This is a genomic window from Methylocaldum gracile (assembly GCF_053646815.1).
Genome location: NZ_CM132196.1, coordinates 4,577,527 through 4,597,199, shown reverse-complemented (window position 1 = coordinate 4,597,199; position 19,673 = coordinate 4,577,527). Strand labels below are relative to the sequence as shown.

At 59.7% G+C, this 19,673-nt stretch carries 14 protein-coding genes; 11 read left to right on the top strand and 3 right to left on the bottom strand.

All coding sequences use genetic code 11. The features are described 5' to 3' along the window. Positions 1-182: 182 nt before the first annotated feature. The gene (locus ACWJJK_RS20445) at positions 183-2,372 is read right to left on the bottom strand and encodes a TonB-dependent receptor plug domain-containing protein (protein ID WP_347258055.1); all 2,190 of its coding nucleotides are present in this window, start codon (positions 2,370-2,372) and stop codon (positions 183-185) included. A 743-nt stretch (positions 2,373-3,115) separates the two neighbouring features. Here ACWJJK_RS20445 and ACWJJK_RS20440 point away from each other — a divergent pair. The 8 genes from ACWJJK_RS20440 to ACWJJK_RS20405 all read left to right on the top strand — a co-directional run bounded on the left by ACWJJK_RS20440 (position 3,116) and on the right by ACWJJK_RS20405 (position 13,813). Continuing rightward, on the top strand, positions 3,116-3,853 hold the full coding sequence (locus tag ACWJJK_RS20440; RefSeq protein WP_454128433.1) for a hypothetical protein: 738 nt from the start codon (positions 3,116-3,118) through the stop codon (positions 3,851-3,853). A 268-nt stretch (positions 3,854-4,121) separates the two neighbouring features. Next, positions 4,122-5,540, top strand: a complete 1,419-nt coding sequence (locus ACWJJK_RS20435; RefSeq protein ID WP_434131818.1) for an acetyl-CoA carboxylase biotin carboxylase subunit — start codon at positions 4,122-4,124, stop codon at positions 5,538-5,540. 7 nt (positions 5,541-5,547) lie between these two features. Then, the gene (oadA, locus tag ACWJJK_RS20430) at positions 5,548-7,350 is read left to right on the top strand and encodes a sodium-extruding oxaloacetate decarboxylase subunit alpha (protein WP_454128432.1); all 1,803 of its coding nucleotides are present in this window, start codon (positions 5,548-5,550) and stop codon (positions 7,348-7,350) included. A 242-nt stretch (positions 7,351-7,592) separates the two neighbouring features. Next, a complete protein-coding gene (locus tag ACWJJK_RS20425) occupies positions 7,593-8,234 on the top strand; it encodes an MBL fold metallo-hydrolase (RefSeq protein ID WP_077728635.1) in 642 nt (213 codons plus the stop codon). Continuing rightward, entirely contained in the window at positions 8,221-8,931 is a 711-nt protein-coding gene (locus tag ACWJJK_RS20420; protein WP_077728636.1) for an ABC transporter ATP-binding protein, read from the top strand. Before ACWJJK_RS20425 ends, ACWJJK_RS20420 begins: the two co-directional genes overlap by 14 nt. After that, positions 8,918-9,709: an ABC transporter permease gene (locus tag ACWJJK_RS20415; protein ID WP_077728637.1), complete on the top strand. Its 792-nt coding sequence runs from the start codon at positions 8,918-8,920 to the stop codon at positions 9,707-9,709. Before ACWJJK_RS20420 ends, ACWJJK_RS20415 begins: the two co-directional genes overlap by 14 nt. Before the next feature lie 170 nt (positions 9,710-9,879). Next, a complete protein-coding gene (locus ACWJJK_RS20410; RefSeq protein WP_454128431.1) occupies positions 9,880-12,402 on the top strand; it encodes a hybrid sensor histidine kinase/response regulator in 2,523 nt (840 codons plus the stop codon). Between the two features lie 646 nt (positions 12,403-13,048). Continuing rightward, entirely contained in the window at positions 13,049-13,813 is a 765-nt protein-coding gene (locus tag ACWJJK_RS20405) for a VPLPA-CTERM sorting domain-containing protein (protein ID WP_133718743.1), read from the top strand. A gap of 885 nt (positions 13,814-14,698) precedes the next feature. Here the strand turns inward: ACWJJK_RS20405 and ACWJJK_RS20400 are convergent. Further along, on the bottom strand, positions 14,699-16,315 hold the full coding sequence (locus ACWJJK_RS20400; protein WP_454128430.1) for an NAD+ synthase: 1,617 nt from the start codon (positions 16,313-16,315) through the stop codon (positions 14,699-14,701). Positions 16,316-16,602: 287 nt separating this feature from the next. Here ACWJJK_RS20400 and ACWJJK_RS20395 point away from each other — a divergent pair, with 287 nt between their 5' ends. The 3 genes from ACWJJK_RS20395 to ACWJJK_RS20385 all read left to right on the top strand — a co-directional run bounded on the left by ACWJJK_RS20395 (position 16,603) and on the right by ACWJJK_RS20385 (position 18,640). Continuing rightward, a complete protein-coding gene (locus ACWJJK_RS20395; RefSeq protein WP_077728644.1) occupies positions 16,603-17,097 on the top strand; it encodes a BCAM0308 family protein in 495 nt (164 codons plus the stop codon). A 158-nt stretch (positions 17,098-17,255) separates the two neighbouring features. Then, the gene (locus ACWJJK_RS20390) at positions 17,256-17,822 is read left to right on the top strand and encodes an HPF/RaiA family ribosome-associated protein (RefSeq protein WP_077728645.1); all 567 of its coding nucleotides are present in this window, start codon (positions 17,256-17,258) and stop codon (positions 17,820-17,822) included. Between the two features lie 59 nt (positions 17,823-17,881). Further along, a complete protein-coding gene (locus ACWJJK_RS20385) occupies positions 17,882-18,640 on the top strand; it encodes a BON domain-containing protein (protein WP_077728646.1) in 759 nt (252 codons plus the stop codon). Between the two features lie 245 nt (positions 18,641-18,885). Here ACWJJK_RS20385 and thiD read toward each other — a convergent pair whose 3' ends face one another. Next, positions 18,886-19,665, bottom strand: a complete 780-nt coding sequence (gene thiD / locus ACWJJK_RS20380; protein WP_133718739.1) for a bifunctional hydroxymethylpyrimidine kinase/phosphomethylpyrimidine kinase — start codon at positions 19,663-19,665, stop codon at positions 18,886-18,888. Positions 19,666-19,673: the final 8 nt, after the last annotated feature.

Genomic DNA, 19,673 nt, shown 5'->3' with positions numbered 1-19,673 from the left:
TCGGGAATCCCTTCCCGACATCATTGTCGGCAAAGGATGGCCGACCTACCAGCTTATTTTGGCCTGCATTCCGGGGGTGTGTGTGCCGAGTTCCCGTTTCACCCCGCTATACTGTGGTGAAAAACGCTCAAGGCATCGCACGAAATTCCGCCGGCCTTGGAAGCCGCTCCGGGACGCGCTCGTCAGAACGTCAGGGTCACCCCCACGTAAGCCGAGCGCCCCATGCCGGGCAGGGCGGTGCCATAGACAAACGGGCGCGCACCGAGATAGGCGCCGCCCAGAGGCAAGTCGTAGTTCTTGTCGAGCAGGTTGTCGAGGCCGGCGTCGATGCGGACATGCTTCCATTCGTAGCCGGTGCGCAGGTTGACCAAAGCGTAGCCGCCCGTCTTGAGTTCGTTCCTGACGTCCGCCACATCGGTTTTGGACGCCACCAATTGGAGTTCGACGGCGTTGTTCCAGCCGCCCCACTGGTGGTCGACGGTCAGTTTGCCGTTGACCGGCATCATGTGATAGAGGTTGTCGCCGGTGTCCAAATTTTCGCCGCGGACATAGCCCAGCACCCCCCTGCCGGTGAACCGTCCGAAGCGAGTGTCGCCCAGGAGCGCCTTGCCGGAGAAATCGACGCCGTAGAGTTGAGCGTCATGGTTGGCGAACTTGAGGAACACGAAGCCGTCGGTCGCCGCCAGATTGGCCGCCGTGCACGGCGTGCCGGCGGTCACCGGACAGCGGTCCGCGTCGATGTAATCTTCGACATAGGTGTAATAAGGCGTGATCCTGACGTCCCATTCCTGTTGCTGCGCGTCATGCCAACCGAACGTGGCGCTTATGGTATGCGCTACTTCCGGCTCCAGATCCGGGTCGCCGACATAGCCGTTGCCGTCGCCGAACCAGCCGTTCATGTACATGGCCATGCTGCCCAAACCCCAGGCATAACGTTCATAAAGGTTAGGGGAGCGATTCTTGCGCGCGTAGCCCGCTTCGAAATGGCTGGTGTCGTTCGGCGTGTAGCGCACCAGGGCGGTCACGTCGAAGTTGTCGTCGGTACGGTCGCGGCTTCTGGCGTTGAAGGTGCCGGCCGCCCGCTGGTCGGCGCGCTGCATCATCGACGTCGAGGAGTAAGGCTGCACGGTGTCGGCATTCATGCTCACGTGATCGTGGCGCAGTCCGAGCAGCGAACTCCATTCCTCGCTCCAGCGGGCGTCCCATTCGGCAAATGTGCCGATGCGGTCGCGTTCGCCGTTGCGGACGTTCCAGAAGATGTCGGGTTCCATCATCATGCTGCCGGCGACCGGCGGCCACCAGTCGTCCAGTTCGTTGCTATGATATTCGTTGCCGATGCGCAGGGTATCTCGATCCGATAGCGGTATTTCCGCCTTGATCTGGTAACCGAGATTGTTGCCTTTCGTCTTCATGGGCATGTCGCCGGGCCTTTTGTCCTCCAGGAAGTTCATCTCGTGCTCGGTGTGCTCGTAGTAAAACCGGGTTTCCAGATCGCCCCAGCCGAATTTCCCCTTGTACCGGACATTGCCGAAGGTGCTGTCGTTGTCGACCATGTCCATGCGGGCATTGGGAAAGCCCTGGCGCGGAATGTTCTGCTGCCCGGCGTTGACGACGAGCAGATGATCGTCGTTGCCGAGCGCCAGGGTCATCGAGTGGTTCTGAGCCTCGTACTGGCTGGATTTGACCTCGAAGCCGCCGCCCGCCTTGTAGTTGTCGCTCTCGGTGTGGGAACCGGTATAGGACAAGGCCATGTGCTCGCCCGCCGCGTTGAGCGTCACGCTGCCGCCGAAGGCTTCGCCGTTGGTGCGATAGAACGAGGAAATACTGCCCCCGAATATCGCCCCTTCCTCGGCCGTGGCGAAACGGGGAGTGATGGAATCGAGGATGATGGTTCCGCCGAGGCTGTCGCCGCCGAGACTGACCGGCGTGATGCCCGCCACGACCGTCGCCTGTTCCACGTTGCGCAAATCGATATAGGACAGGGGCGGATTCATGTGGTTGGCACAGGCGGAGGTGATTGACATGCCGTTGATCTGTACCTTGACCCGGTCGTCGTTGAGGCCGTGAATCACCGGGAGACTGGATAATCCGCCCGAACCATAGCGGCTGAATCCCGGCACGTCGTCGAAAAGCGCAGCGGTATCGCTGGTGTAAGACTGCTTCCTGGCTATGGTCTTGCCGGTCAGTTCGCTGGTGTTCAGCGACTTGAAATTCGGTGTCCACGATTCGGTCACGAGAATTTTTTCGAGTCGCACGGCATCGCCGCTTTGGCTTTCCGTCTTGTCGGCGGCGAATGCCGAGATCGCGCAGGAAAATGACAGGGCGCCGGTCAGCGCCTTCGTCAATCGTTCGTTAAACACAGTCTTTTTCACGCATAACCTCATCTAAGTACACACAAGAGAATCGGACGGCGGGCGCCGACGCGGAGCGTTATGGCAAAGACTGCACCACATTAAAACATTATCGTATTATCAAATGTTTAAGGATTATTTCCCCAATTTTGGCGCTGTAGTGTGTGGTAAATGCCTCGCTTTTGTGAGGGATATCGCTCACTTTTGGCGACTTAAGGAAGGCAAGATTTGGTAGATGCTTGAATTTCCGCCACGAGTTACGGCTAAGGCGATGCAGCCCAGAACCAAATCTTGCGGCCGGCACGGGGGCGGATGTGGCAAATACCGCGGTCGGTCGGCGATTCGCCAGAGCGTTGACGAAGCGCTGAAGCGTTTGTCGCAGCAGGGGTGTTCTGCATGGGTTGGAAAGCAGCCTTCATGGCGGGTTCCTGCGCCGAAAAAATATAGACGCGAGTCAGCTGTCGCAGATTGGTATCATTTGCCGACGAAACCGTAGTACCCGGAAGCGTTGCGACGGCGGCAGCCGTTTGCGTTTGAAAGCGATTTCCGATCTACTTTCGTACCCTGCGCGCGAGATGTGCGCCATTCGCCCCGGTGCTCTGTGCTATTTCCCGTGTGCCACCGGGCGTTTTGTCCAGGGCGCACGAACCGGACTCGCCGTGCTCATCAAACCGAGTGCGGCAAATCAATCGTTTAAACCAATGGCACGCTTTCTGTTATCAAAGTCTCGCCGGTGCTGATCCGACCAACCAAGTAAACCGCACATGATCGCGTCGAACCAACCGCTACACCGCTTTTTCAAGGCGCGCCGCCGGATGACTCTGGCCGAGCGCGCGGCCGTACTGGTCATCGTCTCGGTATCGATAGGCGTGGTGATGTCGCTCGTGCGCGGCGACGATTTCGCGGCCGAATGCGCTGTCACCGACGCCAGCCTGGGCGCCATCCGCACGGCGATTCTGGGCGGACGGGCCGGCCTTGGGGGATACCGTGCCGACGTCGGCGAGATCCCGCGCTCGATCCGCGACCTGTTCGACCCGGCGTCATTGCCGCCGCATCTTCGGACCTTCGATCCTGCGAGCGGGCGCGGCTGGCGCGGCCCGTACCTGACGGATGGCGTACGGATCGACGTCCGCAAGGCCCATTGCAGCTTCTCCGACGCGAGCTGCGACAGCAGCCGTTTCATCAACGGTTTGGCCAACGGCGACACGGGCGTTCTCGACGGATTCGGACGCCATGCGCCCGAATGCACGAATTCGGACGCCGAGCGCTATTGCAGAAATCCGATCCTGCTCCAGATCCCCTGCGACGATCTGAACCGCAACGGCGTCTGCGGCGACAGCGGTGATGTGTGGCTGCCGGGCAATGCACGGCTCGTTTCGGCGGGACCCAACGGGGAATTGGAGACCGCTCTGGCGGACTACAGCGCCGGCCGCCGCGGCGACGACCGGGTGCTGTACCTGCTCATGGGCGATCCGGGCGGCGGCAACCGACCATGCAAATGATGCCGGCCGATTCTCTCCCGATACGGCCGGATGGCACTTTAAGGAATGTTGGCTGAATCGACGGCGGTGGTCGGCTTGCGGTGCGGGGCGATGGTTTTCCGTATCCGCTCGAACGAGTCTCGGAAATCTTCTTCCCCGCTCGTGCATTCGAAATTCTTATGATTTCCATAATAAAAACAAGGCATTGCCCAGCTGGTCTTGGCATTCGGTTTCTGTAGAATAGGATTTCTCCATTCGGATAAATCGGTTCCGATCTACGAGAAACCACATGATTCGGAAAATTCTCATCGCCAACCGCGGCGAAATCGCGGTGCGCATCATTCGCGCCTGCGCCGAAATGGATATTCGCTCGGTGGCCATTTTTTCCGAGGCCGACCGTTTCGCGCTCCACGTGAAAAAAGCGGACGAAGCCTACTGCATCGGTTCGGAAGAACTGGCCGGCTATCTGAATCCCCACCGCATCGTCAACCTGGCCGTGGAAACCGGCTGCGACGCCGTGCATCCGGGCTACGGCTTTCTGTCGGAAAACCCGGAACTGGCCGCCGCCTGCGCGGCGCGCGGCATTGTTTTCATCGGTCCGGACGCCGACACCATCCGGCGCATGGGCGACAAAACCGTGGCCCGCGAGACCATGATCCGCGCCGGCGTGCCGGTAACGCCGGGCAGCGAGGGCAACGTCGACAGTCTCGATCGGGCGCTGAAGGAAGCCGAACGCATCGGTTATCCGGTCATGCTCAAGGCGACTTCGGGCGGCGGCGGGCGCGGCATCCGGCGCTGCGATACGCCCCAAGAGCTCCGCCAGAATTACGAAAGGGTCATTTCCGAGGCCACCAAGGCGTTCGGCAACGCCGAAGTGTTTCTGGAAAAGTGCATCGAGCGGCCCCGCCATATCGAGGTGCAGGTGCTGGGCGATCACCACGGCAACGTGGTCCATCTGTACGAGCGCGACTGCTCGATTCAGCGCCGCAATCAGAAGCTCATCGAAATCGCGCCCTCGCCCCAGCTCACGCCGGAACAGCGGGAGTACGTGGGCCAGCTCGGGGTGCGCGCCGCCCGCGCCGCGAATTACCGGAACGCCGGGACGGTGGAATTTTTGCTCACAGAGCAGGGCGAATTTTATTTCATGGAGATGAACACGCGAGTGCAGGTGGAGCACACCATTACCGAGGAAATCACCGGTTTCGATATCGTGCAGAAGCAAATCCGCATCGCCAGCGGCGAACCTTTGCCTTTCCGCCAGGAAGACGTGAAGGTCGCCGGCTATGCCATGCAATTCCGAGTCAACGCCGAAGACCCGAAAAACGATTTTCTGCCGAGCTACGGCCGCATCACGCGTTATTACGCGCCCGGCGGTCCCGGCGTCCGCATCGACACCGCCATTTATACCGGTTACGAAATCCCACCCTATTACGATTCGCTGTGCGCCAAGGTCATCGTGCGCGGCCGCACCTGGACTGAAGTGCTGGCCCGCGGCCGTCGGGTGCTCGGCGATATGGCCATCAGCGGGGTGAGGACTACGATGCCGTTCTACCGGGAAATCCTCGATCATCCCGATTTCATCGCCGGGCGCTTCGACACCGGATTTCTGCAGGATCATCCCGAACTCCTGAATTATTCACTGAAACGCAGCCACGACGACGCGGCTTTGGCCGTCGCGGCCGCCATCGCCGCCCACGTGGGGCTTTGAAACCATCATGAGCAAGGTCTACATCACCGACACCGTATTGCGCGACGCCCATCAGTCCTTGATCGCGACGCGCCTTCGCACCGAGGACATGCTGCCCATCTGCGACAAGCTGGACCGGGTCGGCTATTGGTCGCTGGAAGTCTGGGGCGGCGCCACCTTCGACGCCTGCATGCGGTTTTTGAAGGAAGATCCGTGGGAACGGCTGAAGAAGCTCCGCCACGCCTTGCCCCATACCCGCTTGCAGATGCTGCTGCGCGGTCAGAATCTTTTGGGCTACCGGCATTATTCCGACGACGTGGTGCGGGAGTTCGTCCGGCTTGCGGCGAAGGAAGGCATCGACGTATTCCGCATCTTCGACGCGCTCAACGACCTCCGCAATCTGGAGACCGCCATCCGGGCGGTGAAGGAGGCGGGCAAGCACGCCCAGGCCGCCATCTGTTATACCCTGAGCCCGGTCCACACCGTCGACCTTTACGTGGAGCAGGCCCAGGCCCTGGTCCGGATGGGCGCCGACAGCATCGCCATCAAGGACATGGCGGGACTCCTGACGCCCATGGCCACGGCGGAGCTGGTTTCGGCGCTCTCGGCCAGCCTGAGCGTGCCGCTGCATCTCCATTCCCACGCCACCTCAGGGCTGGCCGAAATGTGCGAACTCAAGGCGGTTGAGCACGGCTGCACCCACATCGACACGGCCATTTCGTCCTTCGCCGGCGGCACCAGCCATCCTCCGACAGAGAGTATGGTGGTCGCCTTGCGCGGCACCCGCCACGACACCGGCCTGGATCTGGAACTGTTGCAGGACATCGCCGCCTATTTCGCCGAGATCCGAAAAAAATACCGCCGGTTCGAGAGCGAATTCACCGGCGTCGATACCCGCGTTCAGATCAACCAGGTGCCGGGCGGGATGATGTCGAACCTCGCCAAGCAGTTGGAGGAGCAGGGCGCGCTCGACCGCATCCTCGACGTTTTCGACGAAATCCCGCGGGTGCGCCGCGACCTCGGCTATCCGCCCCTGGTGACACCGACCTCGCAAATCGTCGGCACTCAGGCGGTGCTGAACGTGGTCACCGGCGAGCGCTACAAGTCCATTACCAACGAGGTCAAACGTTATCTCCAGGGCGGTTACGGCCGCCCGCCGGCACCGGTCGATCCGGACCTCCAGCGCCGCGCCATCGGCCGCGAGCAACCGGTCGAATGCCGCCCCGCGGACCTTCTGCCGCCGGAACTGGACAACTTGCGCGCGGAGATCGGCGATCTGGCGGAGAGCGAGACCGATCTGATGATCTATGCGATGTTTCCGGAGGTCGCCCGGAAATTCCTTCAGGAGCGGCGCGAAGGCCGGCTCCAGCCGGAGCCTTTGGCTCCGCCGGAGGCGCCGTCCCAGCCGGCGGAGCGCGGCGACGTGCCCACCGAGTTCAAGGTGTTCGTTCACGGCGAGGCATACGATGTCCACATCACCGGCGCCAATTTCAACGATCCGCACCACCGGAGGTTCTACATCACCTTGGACGGCGTGCCTCAGGAAGTGGATCTCGAGGTGCTGAGCGGCTACCGGCGGAGCGTCACGCCAAGCGGGCGTCCCGTGCCGGGCAAACCGGGCGATGTGGTGACCGCGATGCCGGGCAATATCGTCGATATCCTGGTGCAGCCGGGGGACAAGGTGAGCGCGGGGCAGGGCGTTCTGGTCACCGAGGCGATGAAGATGGAAGCGGAAATCCAGGCCCCCGTCGGCGGCACGGTCGCCGCGATTCACGTCAAGAAAGGCGACCGGGTGAATCCCAACGAGGTCTTGATGGAGATCGAGCCTTAGCCTTACGGATTCGTCGACAACTTGTAGGTCGGCAATCCTTTGCCGACACAGGGGGCCGAACCCGGCCGAAGTTTGGAGATCGGCGACCCTTTCCCGGCAAATCCGGCACGTCGGCAAAGGATCGCCGACCTACGACTCTGAACCTGGGCGAAGGACGGCGACCGTTCTCGCCTGATGACAGGTCCGTACGTTTGCTTTCTTCCGGTATCATCTTCCCTTGAACTCAAATTCCCGACTTCGACATGAAAGCAACTGTCATCCCCGTCACGGCATTTCAGCAAAACTGCTCGCTCCTCTGGTGCGAGGAAACCATGGAAGGCGCCGTGGTCGATCCGGGCGGCGATCTCGATCGAATCCTCAAGACGGTCGAAGATGCCGGCGTGACGCTGGTCAAGATTTTGCTCACTCACGCCCATGTGGACCATGTGGGCGGCACGGCGGCTTTGGCCGGGCAGCTCGGAATTCCGATCGAAGGCCCGCAGAAGGAAGACCGGTTCTGGATCGATCTTTTGCCGAAGCAATGCGAGATGTTCGGTTTTCCGCCGGCAGCCACCTTCACCCCCGACCGCTGGCTGGAGGACGGCGATACGGTGGAGTTCGGGCATCAAACCCTCGAAGTGATACATTGCCCCGGTCATACGCCCGGCCACGTGGTCTTTTTCCACTCCGGCGAACGTCTCGCCATTGTCGGGGATGTGCTGTTCAAAGGCTCCATCGGGCGGACAGACTTTCCCGGGGGCGATTACGGCACGCTGGTGCGGTCCATCCGCGAGCGGCTTTTTCCCTTGGGCGACGATATCGTTTTCATTCCGGGCCACGGTCCCGCGTCCACCTTCGGCGACGAGCGCGGCACCAATCCGTTCGTGGGCGATGCCGCCCGGTAACCGGGTACATGAACCGGTCGATGGCCGGACGGCGAACGCAACGCTGATCCGCTTCGACCGGGTCTCGGTATCGGTACGCGGCAAGCCGATCCTGACCGATCTCAGCTTCACGCTGGGCGCGGGTGAAAAGGCCGTGCTCCGCGGCAGATCGGGCTCGGGCAAGAGCACGGTGCTCAAGACCTTGTTGGGACTTTATCCGCTGGCCGGGGGAAGAATTCTGTTCGACGATGAGCCGCTCGATCCGTCGGCCGTGCGAATCATCCGGCGCCGCGCAGCCTATATCGGGCAAGAGCCGATCCTCGGCGCCGAAACGGTACGCGAAGCCTTGATGTTGCCGTTTCAATTCGAGACGCATCGGGAAAATAAACCGTCCGAGCGTCGGTTGATCGATGCGCTGGCGCGTCTTCACCTGTCCCCGGATATTCTGGAGCAGGAATGCCGCCGCGTTTCAGGCGGCGAAAAGCAGCGCATCGCCATCGCGCGTGCCTTGTTGCTGGGGAAAAATCTCTATCTCCTGGACGAGGTGACCAGCGCCCTGGATGCCGAAAGCAAGCGGACGGTGCTGGACGTATTCGGCGATCCCGGTTTCACCGTGCTCTCCGTGGCCCATGATCCCGACTGGGACACGCGCTGCGATGTGGTTTTGGAACTGGACGGCGGGCGCCTGATCCGTACGCGTCGCGATGGAAACGCTTGATATCGCCCTGCCGCAAATGACGGTGCTTTACGGCGTCGTGCTGTTGCCGTGGCTGCTGCTCGGACTGATCGGACTGGGCTTGAGCGGGGCGATCGCGACCGGCATCCTCCGCATGAGCCTTCAATTGGCCTTGGTGGGCGTTTATCTGAAGACATTGTTCACGCTCAATAATCCCTGGCTGAACGGCCTTTGGGTTCTGGTGATGCTGGTAGTAGCCGATTGGTCGATTCTGAAGCGCGCCGGCTTGAAGCGGCGTTACTTCTTCGCCGCCACTTTCGCGGCGGTGACCGCCAGCGTCCTGTTTTCCACGGCGTATTTGTTGTTTTTGGTGATACGGCCGCCGCTCTATTACGACGCGCGCTATCTGGTTCCCCTCGCAGGCATGATTCTCGGCAATTGCCTGCAGGGAAATGTCATCGGACTGGAGCGCTTCTATACCGCACTCAAGAAAAACGAAAACGAGTACCAGACTTATCTGCTGCTCGGCGCCACCCGCTGGGAGGCGGTACGGCCCTATTTTCGCGAAGCCGTCAAAGCGGCGATCAACCCGACCCTGGCCAGCATGGCGACTTTGGGGCTGGTATCGCTGCCCGGCATGATGACCGGCCAGATCCTGGGCGGCAGCGAACCGTGGCTGGCGGTGAAATATCAGATTGCCATCATGCTGTGCATCTTTGCCAGCACCACCCTTGCCAGCATTCTCAACTTGGCACTTAGTCTGAATATCGCGTTCGATGAATTCGACGTGTTGAAGTCGGATATCGCCGAGGATGGCTAACAAGCGGCTCGATTTTTGGGGAGGCTTGATTCGCTCAGCCGAATTGCGGTAAAAGCAATCGAATAAGAGGATTATGCATGCTCGGAACCCTTGGAATGGACACCGTTTCGGGTAGAATTTATGGTTTCGAGTATGGTTCGCCAGCTCATAAACACGACAGGATGACCAGCATGGAGAAGGATGACCAAATTGCCGCAGGAAGATCGGCCGCTGCGGGCAAGGGCTTCAGCGACCACCTCCGGGTGTTTCGTAAGAACAATCCTACCCCGCCCTCCCGCGATTCATTCAGCACTTCGCGGCGCTTATCCAACAATAGCGCTGCTGCCATAGTCCCGAAGTCTAGTTTTCGCCAGCAAAGCACGGACAGCGTTTCGGTGCCCACAGTTGTCCGGAGGGGCGGACGGCACAAGCGGCATGCCCGTCTGCTCATCGTCGAGGGCAGCGCCGAGATGCGCAGTTATTTCCAGCGATTTTTGGGCGATCGCTACGAGGTCCTGGTCGTAACCAACGGCACGGCAGCGCTTGATGCCGTTCTGAGTGATCCTCCCGACCTGGTGTTGGCCGACCTCAGGACCCTGCAGCGTGACGGTCCCGTGCTTTTGCACGCATTGAAGGGCAACGCCAAGATTCACCACATCCCGGTGATTCTGACCGCGGCGCGCTCGGAGGAAAAAACCTGTAGCGAAGAATTGAACGCCGGCGTGGACGATTATCTGATCAAGCCCCTCTCCGCGCGCCAGCTACTGGCCTGTGTAGCGACCCATATCGAGCTCAGAAACGTGCGCCGGGAGGCCGCCCAGGCGCTATCGGAAAGCGAGGCGAAATACAAGACGCTGCTCGATTCTCTCGATGACGGCGTATTCGTGGCTCACGACGGCCGTTTCGTCTTCGCGAATCCCGCGTTGTCGGCCTTGCTGGGTTATACGGGCGAGGACTGTATCGGCTTGTCGTTTCGATCGGTGATCGCGTCCGAAGATTTCGAATCGTGGAGCGAACTATTCATACAGAGCGGCTCCGAGGGACTTGAGTCTCCCTGGCGTCGCGAGGCGGCGTTCCTGCACCGGGACGGACGACGCATCTGCGTCGAACTTTGCGCGCGCCGCATACATTTCAATCGGCGTCCGGCAATACTGGGTATCGTGCGCGATATAACCGAACGCATGCAGGCCGAAGAAGCTCTTCGCGAGAGCGAAGAGCGTTTCCGCCGGGTGGTCGAACAGGCGCCGATCCCGATTTTCGTCCACGCCATGGACGGCCAGATCCTCGAAATCAGTTGTGCGGTCACCGAATTGACGGGGTGGACCCATGAGGACATTCCCGATGCGCGAGCCTGGTTTCTGAAGGGGCGACGGATTCCCGAGGAAGCGGTGGACAGCATTCTGGCGGAAACACATCGGCGGTTTACCGAAGGCTCGATTGCGGAGCCCGAGGAGATTACGGTGTGGACCAAGAAAGGCGAGCCGCGGCGCTGGCTGTTTTATGGGTCGGCTCCCATGCGTTTGCCCGATCGAAGGCCATTCCTTGCCTCCATGGCAATCGACGTGACCGATCACCGAAAGGCGGAACAGGCCTTGCGCGAGGCCGACCGCTTGAAGGACGAGTTCGTCGCCATGCTGGCCCATGAACTACGGAATCCGCTGGCGCCGATCCGGAATGCCGTGCAGGTGTTGCGCCAATTGGGACTGACCGACCCCGAGCTGAAATGGACGCGTGACGTGATCGGCCGGCAGGTGATCCAGATGAGCCGTTTGCTCGACGATCTGCTGGATATTTCCCGCATTACCCGCGGTACCATCGTGTTGAAAAAGACGGCGGTCGAAATCTCGGCCGTAATCGATCGGGCGGTCGAAACCAGCCTGCCGTTGATCAAGTCCCGCCGGCACAAGCTGACCGTTGATTTGCCGCAGGAGCCGGTGCAAGTCGAAGGCGATCTGACGCGGCTTGTTCAGGTGATCGCCAATCTACTGAATAACGCGGCCAAGTACACGGATGCCGGCGGGTGTATCGATCTGATCGTCGAAAGCTCTGCGGACGAAGTGTTGGTACGGGTGCGCGACAATGGCATGGGAATTCCCGTCGAACTTTTGCCGAATATATTCGAGTTGTTTACCCAGGGCAGCCGTTCGCTCGATCGTTCCCAGGGCGGGCTTGGGCTCGGGCTGGCACTGGTGCGGCGGCTGATAGAAATGCACGGGGGGAGAGTGTTAGCACAAAGCGCGGGGTCCGGCAGCGGTGCCGAGTTCATTGTGCATTTGCCGCGGATGGCGGCTGCGCCGACTCATGAAGGTTCGGGGTCGGCAGGCGGCGAATCCGCATCGAGTTTGGCTGGCGTTCGGGTTCTGGTGGTCGACGATAACGTCGATTCCGCGGAAAGCATGGCATTGCTGCTTAGCCTGGACGGACACGACGTGCGTACCGCCTTCGATGGCCCTGGCGCTCTCGCGGTCGCCGCGGAGTTCCAGCCGGAGGCAGTGCTGCTCGATATCGGATTGCCGGGAATGGACGGTTATGAAGTCGCGAAGCAAATGCGAGGGTTACCGGGATTGCAAAAGGCGCTGATGATCGCCGTTACGGGCTACGGCCAGGCGGACGATCGCGCCCGTTCGAAGGCCGCGGGTTTCGATCATCACTTGGTGAAACCGGTCGACCCTGAAATTTTGAGCGCGTTGCTGGCGACGCTGAGGCCCGACTGAGGCTCGGCGGACGGCTGCTTGTTTTTCGATAATGTGACGGTCTCGTGACAAGATACTTACGAGTTTGCGCGTATTTTCGGAGAGGGGGTATAGGCGTTTAAATGTAATTTCTTGGATTCGCTTATTTGGCTGCTTACCGGTCCGTTCATGAACGTTAGTGGGACAGTTCCGAAAAGGGGTAATTCCGGAAATGCATGCCAACAAGCGGAGCTCGGCGATCATGATTTTCGTTGGCAATCGATTCGGTCCAGCCGGTCGTTTCGATTGCGAAACCCACCTCTGGTGGGGCGTTATCCTGAGAAAGCGGGTTCTCTTCGCTATGGGCGAGAGGGCCCGTTTTTTTGTGGATCACAGTCGGTTCCTGCCGATTTGTGTCAACAACCTAGCTGCTCTGTGACGCATAGCCGCGGGCGCGACTCTCCTCGCTCTCGGCCGAGAAAGGATTGAGCGATGATGTCGATAGCCTTCGGAGCTTGAGTGGCAAGCCACGGTGCCGTCATGGTGGGTAGTCACCCTCCTGCCGGACACGAGGCGTCCAGAGTTGCCAAGGGAAAGTGGCTGTTATCCGGTTTGGCGGCGTAACGGAAACGTTGCGGTCCGCTTTACAAATCGGGTGGCGTTTAGGGAAAAAAGTGTTGGAGGCACTATGTTTAAGCTAAAGACATTCATCCCGCCAGCTGCCGTGCTGTCGCTGGGATTGGCGTGGGCGCCTGCCCATGCACAGACGTGGACGAGCGATATCATCGACTTCACGCTGGTGGAGGGTGATCTAGGCGCACTTGGAGACCCGGAAGTCGTTCGGGACGACACCGGCGTCAGTCTTAACTTCAATCCTGGCCCGTTGACATTCGACGCGCTATCTGTCGGTGCTGGTCAGGCCGACAATGGCAATGGCAATGGTATTGGTCAGGTCGATACCGAAATTGCCGGATTCACAATCAGAGCCACGGTTAAACCGGTTATACCTGATCAGACGATTACCGACGTGAGCTGGAGTCAGAATGGCGTTTATCAAGTAACCGGAGACGGCTCCTGGGTATCGGCTTTCTCATCTCTGCGGATTGTAGATCCGGAAACCCATCAATCCATCGGCGATACACAGGCCGAGACATTCTCCGCGTTCGGAGCTGACGACGGCACCAACGGAGGCCCTTGGGACTTGACTGCCAGTAACTCTGTGGCCGCTGACGCTGTCGAAATCGAGCTGACGATAAAAGACATTCTTGCGGCTTATGCGCCTGCGGACGGTTTTGCCTGGATCGAGAAAGACTTCGGCAGCTTGAGGATTGACGTAAGTCCAGGCGGCGCTGTCGCGCCGATTCCGGTGCCAGCCTCGGTCTGGCTACTGGGGTCTGCTTTGTCCGGCCTGATCATGATTGGTCGACGTCATTTAGGAACCGCTTCGGCGTAACCCAAAGTGATTCGCCCACTTGAACCGCGCTGCCGCCATATCGCGGCGGACGCCTTTCTGGCGGCAGCGCACTTTGCCGGAATCCACCGGCTTCCGAATCGGTCGTGCCGTGGCTTTTCGAAAGTGAACTTCCTCTTTGTGCGAAATCACGTACGAATTCATCCGTATTCTCGGTGAAAGTTAACCACGGTTTAATAGCAACCACTCGAGAGCAACCGTCGTCGGAGGTGAAAACCACGACACGGCACCGAGCCGGAGACAGGAGTTTCCGCTAGGAAGTTAGGATGTGGCGAAAGGAGTGAGGATGTCGCCAGGGACAGGGTGGTCCCGACGGGATTGGATGTTCCGTCCGACGTGAGTGATTCGGAACCTTCTGAACGGAGTCGGAATGTTCCGAATCTGATTGGAATGGCGGTCATGGAACGGTGATATCCGCCCTAGTGGAAAGGAGTCGATCGATGGGATGCGAGTTGAAATAGGGATGTTTCTTTTTTTTCGCCTGTCGAGGAGTGATTGCGAACGACGAAGGCGGGAGAAGCCCAAGTTCGCGAATGAGACGACGGCACCGATTGAGACGTGTTGATGTAAGTGATTTTCGCGGAGGTGACTTATAAGGACGCAAGGCGGATCTTCGTGCCGGGCATAGGCGCAAGGAAATATTCCGGACCGAAGAAAACATCAGCGATGTCAGCCGATAGCAAGCGTTCGAGAGTTTTCCTCCGACCGTAAGTGGTAAGCGGGCCGTAAGCCGGACCGCTGTAAGACTTCCCCAGAAGGCAGAACACCCCCATCCCCCCCCAAGCACTTTGTTCTGCCTTCTTTTTTTGCCTTAGCACAATCGAAAATGTCGTTCGGGTCGTAACTGTCGTTCGTCCGATTGTTTCCCTATCGCCCATATCCGCATGTGATCGGATACCGCCGATCCCGGCCGAAGGCGCGGCGCGTGATCTTGACGCCGGGCGGGGCCTGGCGACGCTTGTATTCGTTGCTGTCCACCATCTTCGCCACCCGCTTGACTTCGTGCTCGGGAAATCCGGCGGCGATGATTTCGTCCACCGATTTGTCGTGCTCCACGTACATTTCGAGGATCGGATCCAAAATCGAATAGGGCGGCAGCGAGTCCTCGTCCCTTTGGTCGGGCTTGAGTTCGGCGGAGGGCGGACGCTCGATCACCCGTTGCGGAATGACCGGCGAGAGGCTGTTGCGGTATTCCGCCAAGCGGTACACCAAAAGCTTGGGGACATCCTTCAACGGCGCGAATCCGCCGGCCATATCGCCGTACAGCGTGGCGTAGCCCACGCTCATTTCGCTTTTGTTGCCGGTCGTGAGGAGGATTTTCCTTTTCTTGTTGGAAAACGCCATGAGAATGACGCCCCGGCAACGCGCCTGGATGTTTTCCTCGGTAGTGTCGGGCGGCAAGCCGGCAAAGCTCTCCTCGAGCATACCGAGAAAGGCATCGAAGGCCGGTTCGATGGGAATGATGTGATAGCGGCAGCCCAGGGCCTCGGCTTCCAAGCGGGCATCCTCGATGCTCATCGCCGCGGTGTAACGCGACGGCATCAAAACGCTTTCGACTTTATCGCCTCCCAAAGCGTCCGTGGCGAGAGCCAAGGTCAAGGCCGAGTCGATGCCGCCGGACAATCCGAGCACCGCGCCTTGGAAACGGTTTTTGCCGACATAATCGCGGATGCCGGTAACGAGAGCCTTGTAGATGCTTTCGATCTCGGTCAACGGTTCGGTAACGCCGTCGGCAATCGGCTCCACCGCGTCTCCGCAGGCAAAGTCGACGGGTAACAGCGCTTCCTCAAACTCCGGCGCGCGGAAGGTCACGGTTCCTTCCCGGTTCATCACGAATGACGCGCCGTCGAAGACCAGTTCGTCCTGCCCGCCGATCAAGTTGACATAAACCAGAGGGACATCGGTCACTGCGATGCGCTCGCGGGCGACTGCCTCTCGTTCCTTGATTTTATTGGCGTGATAGGGCGAAGCATTGATGTTCAGGATCAGCTTGGCGCCGGCTTGCGCGGCTTGCTCCACCGCACCGGGCAACCAAAGATCCTCGCAAATGGTAATCCCCACCGGCACACCCTGTAAGTCGAACACGCAGGGTTCGGATCCGGGCAGAAAATAACGTTTCTCGTCGAACACACCGTAATTGGGCAGGGCATGCTTGCGGTAGATCGCGTGAATCTTGCCGTCCCGCAGCACGGCGGCGCTGTTGTAAGGCATCCCGGTTCGGTTCTCCGGAAAACCCACGATGACGTCGATGCCGTGCACTTGCCCCGCTATTTCTTCGAGGATGCGCTCGGCCTGCGCCATGAAATCGCGGCGCAGGATCAGGTCTTCGGGCGGATAGCCCGCCAGGGCCAGTTCGGGGAAAACCACGGCATGAGCGCGAAGCCGGTCGCGGGCCTCGCTGGCGGTGTGCAGCACGCGGCTTGCATTGCCTCGAAGGTCGCCGACCAGAAAGTCGAGTTGAGCGATAGCGATACGAAGGTTCACGATTGTAGCGATTCAAATGTCTAAGGTAGTGCGGCTATTTTCGCCTGAAATCGCGGCGGGAACGAGCAAAAACGATGTCCGTGGCCTTCGCCCGTGAAATATAGGATCTGTGAATTTAAATGCCGCACTCGTGTCCGATCGAGTATTGCTGCGCCTGTTCGAGAGGCATATTCTTCAATCTGTAATCGAAGCCGAATGGCCCGATGATTCGCCGTCGATTTCAAGCGTGGGAAGAAATACTTCGCATCAGGTTTGCGGGCGACATATCCAAGCAGGGAGATTCCGTCATGACTCAACCACCCAACCTATACCACGGAGATCGCCAAGATCGTCTGATCCGTGAGCATGAGCACGACACCTATAAAATACGGCAAAAATTGCCGGAACCTACGGTTTGTCCGGAATGCCGAGCGGTTTATCACGACGGCCGGTGGCAATGGTCGGACGCGCCTGCTGGCGCGAACGAGTCGCTTTGTCCCGCCTGTCATCGTATCCATGACAAATGTCCGGCCGGATTTCTGACTTTGGCGGGCGAGTTTTTGGCTCAACACAAAGATGAGATTCTGCATCTCATCCGTAATGTGGAGGAAAGGGAGAAGGCCGAACACCCGCTGAAACGCATCATGGCCGTCGAGGAACAGAACGGCGGCATGCTGGTGACATTCACCAATCCCCAACTCGCCAGGGCGGCCGGGCAAGCCGTCCAGCACGCCTACAAGGGCGATCTCGATTTTTCCTATCAGGAGGAGGAGTATCTCCTTCGGGTGAATTGGTCACGTTGAGGTCCCCGCGATCCGCGATTGTCGGTGTGGCGAAGTATCGCCGACCGGCGGTTTCCGGGCTGCCTCATGGAGGCGCAAGGGGTACGGGCTTTTACGTCATGCTTTTCCGCCGAATCTGTGGATAACTACAGTTCTGGATCGGATTGAGGAGCGAGAGCATGCAACTGCCGTTACAAATTTCTTTTCGAAATATGGAGCCATCCGAGGCGATGGAAAAAGCCGTTCACGACCGCGCCGAGAAACTGGATCAGTTTTTCGAGCATATCATGTCCTGCCGGGTGATGGTCGAAGCACTTCATCGCCACCACCGGCAAGGCAATACCTACCATGTCAGAATCGATATCACCGTGCCGGGCGATGAACTGGTGGTCAGCCGCGATCCCGGCAAAGATCATGCGCACGAGGATGCTTACGTGGCGATCCGCGATGCCTTCGACGCCGCCCGCCGGCAATTGGAGGATTACGCCCGGCGCGTTCGGCAGGACATCAAGGCCCACGAGGTTATGCCGCATGGAAGCATTGCCCAAATCAACCCGGAGGGCGATTATGGGATGATCGAGACACCGGACGGGCGCCTGATTTATTTCCATCGGAACAGCGTGGTGCAAGGCGATTTCGACAAATTGGGCATCGGCGATACCGTCCGTTTCGTTGAAGAAATGGGCGAGCAGGGGCCTCAGGCGAGTTCGGTGGCCGTGGAGGGAAAACACCATGTTGTGGGTTAGGAAAGATTCGTCTGTTTCATCGAACAGCGCCCGCGCAATTCGGAGTTAAGGAGGGCGATATGCCGACCAATCCGCATGCTGATCGAATCAAGGCCATATTGGCCGACCTGGAACATGACACCCGGGTCAATCTGCACGACTATCCAATCCGTGTCGATGTCGAGGACGGTGCCATAGTCTTGGAGGGTATGGTCGGCGACATCGCGGCAAAACGGATTGCGCACGCCGCTGCGTATCGCCATGCGGACAATTCACCGGTCGTGGATCGATTGCGTGTCGCCGTGCCTCCCTCCGAGAGGGAGGGCGGGTTGCGCGACGAGATCATTAACCTATTGCAGCAGGAGCCGGTTTTCCGGGAATGCGGCCTCTATGTGCGCGAAAGCGACCGGCTCGACACGATTCGTGTCGGTCGCAGCGAATGGCCCGATCGCAGCGAAGGCGACTGGGGCGAGCAGCGCATCGAGATCGAGGTGCAGGATGGAACCGTCACGTTGTCGGGCACCGTGCTCAGCCTGTCTCATCGCCGCTTCGCAGAGGTGCTCGCGTGGTGGGCGGCCGGCTGCGAATCGGTCGTCAACTTGCTGCACGTCGTCCCTCCCGAGCAGGAAACCGATGGCGAGCTGGCAGATGCCGTGCTCATGGTGCTCGAAAAAGACCCTCTGGTTCATCAGCCGCAGATCCATATCACGGCCGAGCAGGGAACGGTAACGCTGGAAGGATATCTCGCCAGCGATGAAGAGAGGCGCCTGGCGGTGCTCGACGCGTGGTACGTCCCCGGCGTGCACGATGTGGTAGACCGCATTCAAGTCGCGGGGTGATTATTAATCAGGCCCGTAAATACCCTCCTGGTATTTCGGGCCGCTGCCCAGGCCGGTACACGCCCGGCCTGGGCTCACGCGGCTTGTCGCCGCGCCGGGGCATCCCTGCCCCGGATTAACCCGGCCTATATTTATAGGCCGGGTTAATAAAGTCGTAAGTCGGCAATCCCTTGCCGACAAGCGCGCTGTTAACGTCGGGAAAGGATTCCCGACCTACCGAGTGACGCAGTGCGAAACGACTCTCCTCACGGCGCGGAATAACGCCGATTGGGGAGCAGTTGTCCGCCGCCCAGCCGAAATCCGTTATTCAAAGCTTGCCAAGTAAAATCCTGAGCCTCCGACGCAGCGGACTCGATGTCCCGGCCTCGGGCTAGCAAGGCGGCGACGGCGGATGCCAGGGTGCAGCCCGAGCCGTGATAGCTTCCCGGCAAGCGCGGCCAACGGTAAGTTGTCTTGCCGGAGCTGCGGTAAAGGCGATTGATGACTTCGTCATCCCCTTCATGGGTCCCCGTCAGCAAGACATTCGGGCAACCGAGTGCGAGGAGCGCGCGGGCGCAATCGTCCAGATCCTCCATTCCCGTCAATTTTCTGGCCTCGGGCGAATTCGGCGTCAGCACCGTCGCTCGTGGAATCAGCGTCTCTATTAGCGCTTCGATCAGCGCCTCGTTTGCCAGGTTTGTTCCGCCTCCCGCCGCCAGAATCGGGTCCAAAACGACCGGAATGCCGCCAGCGGTCTTGAGTAGCTCGTCTACTGCATAAACGATGTCGACGCTTCCCAGAAGACCGATCTTGACGGCATCGACGGGCAGATCCAGAAGCACCGTGCGCGCTTGCTCCAGAAATTCCCCGGACCTTTGCGGCAAGATCTTGCGGACGTTATGCGTGTCTTGAACGGTTAAAGCAGTCAGCACCGAACAGGGATAACAGCCGAATCGGGAAACGGTCTCGATATCGGCCTGAATGCCGGCGCCGCCGGTGGGGTCGTGTCCCGACAAGCACAAGACAACGGGGAGCTGGGGTTTCATGGATGGCG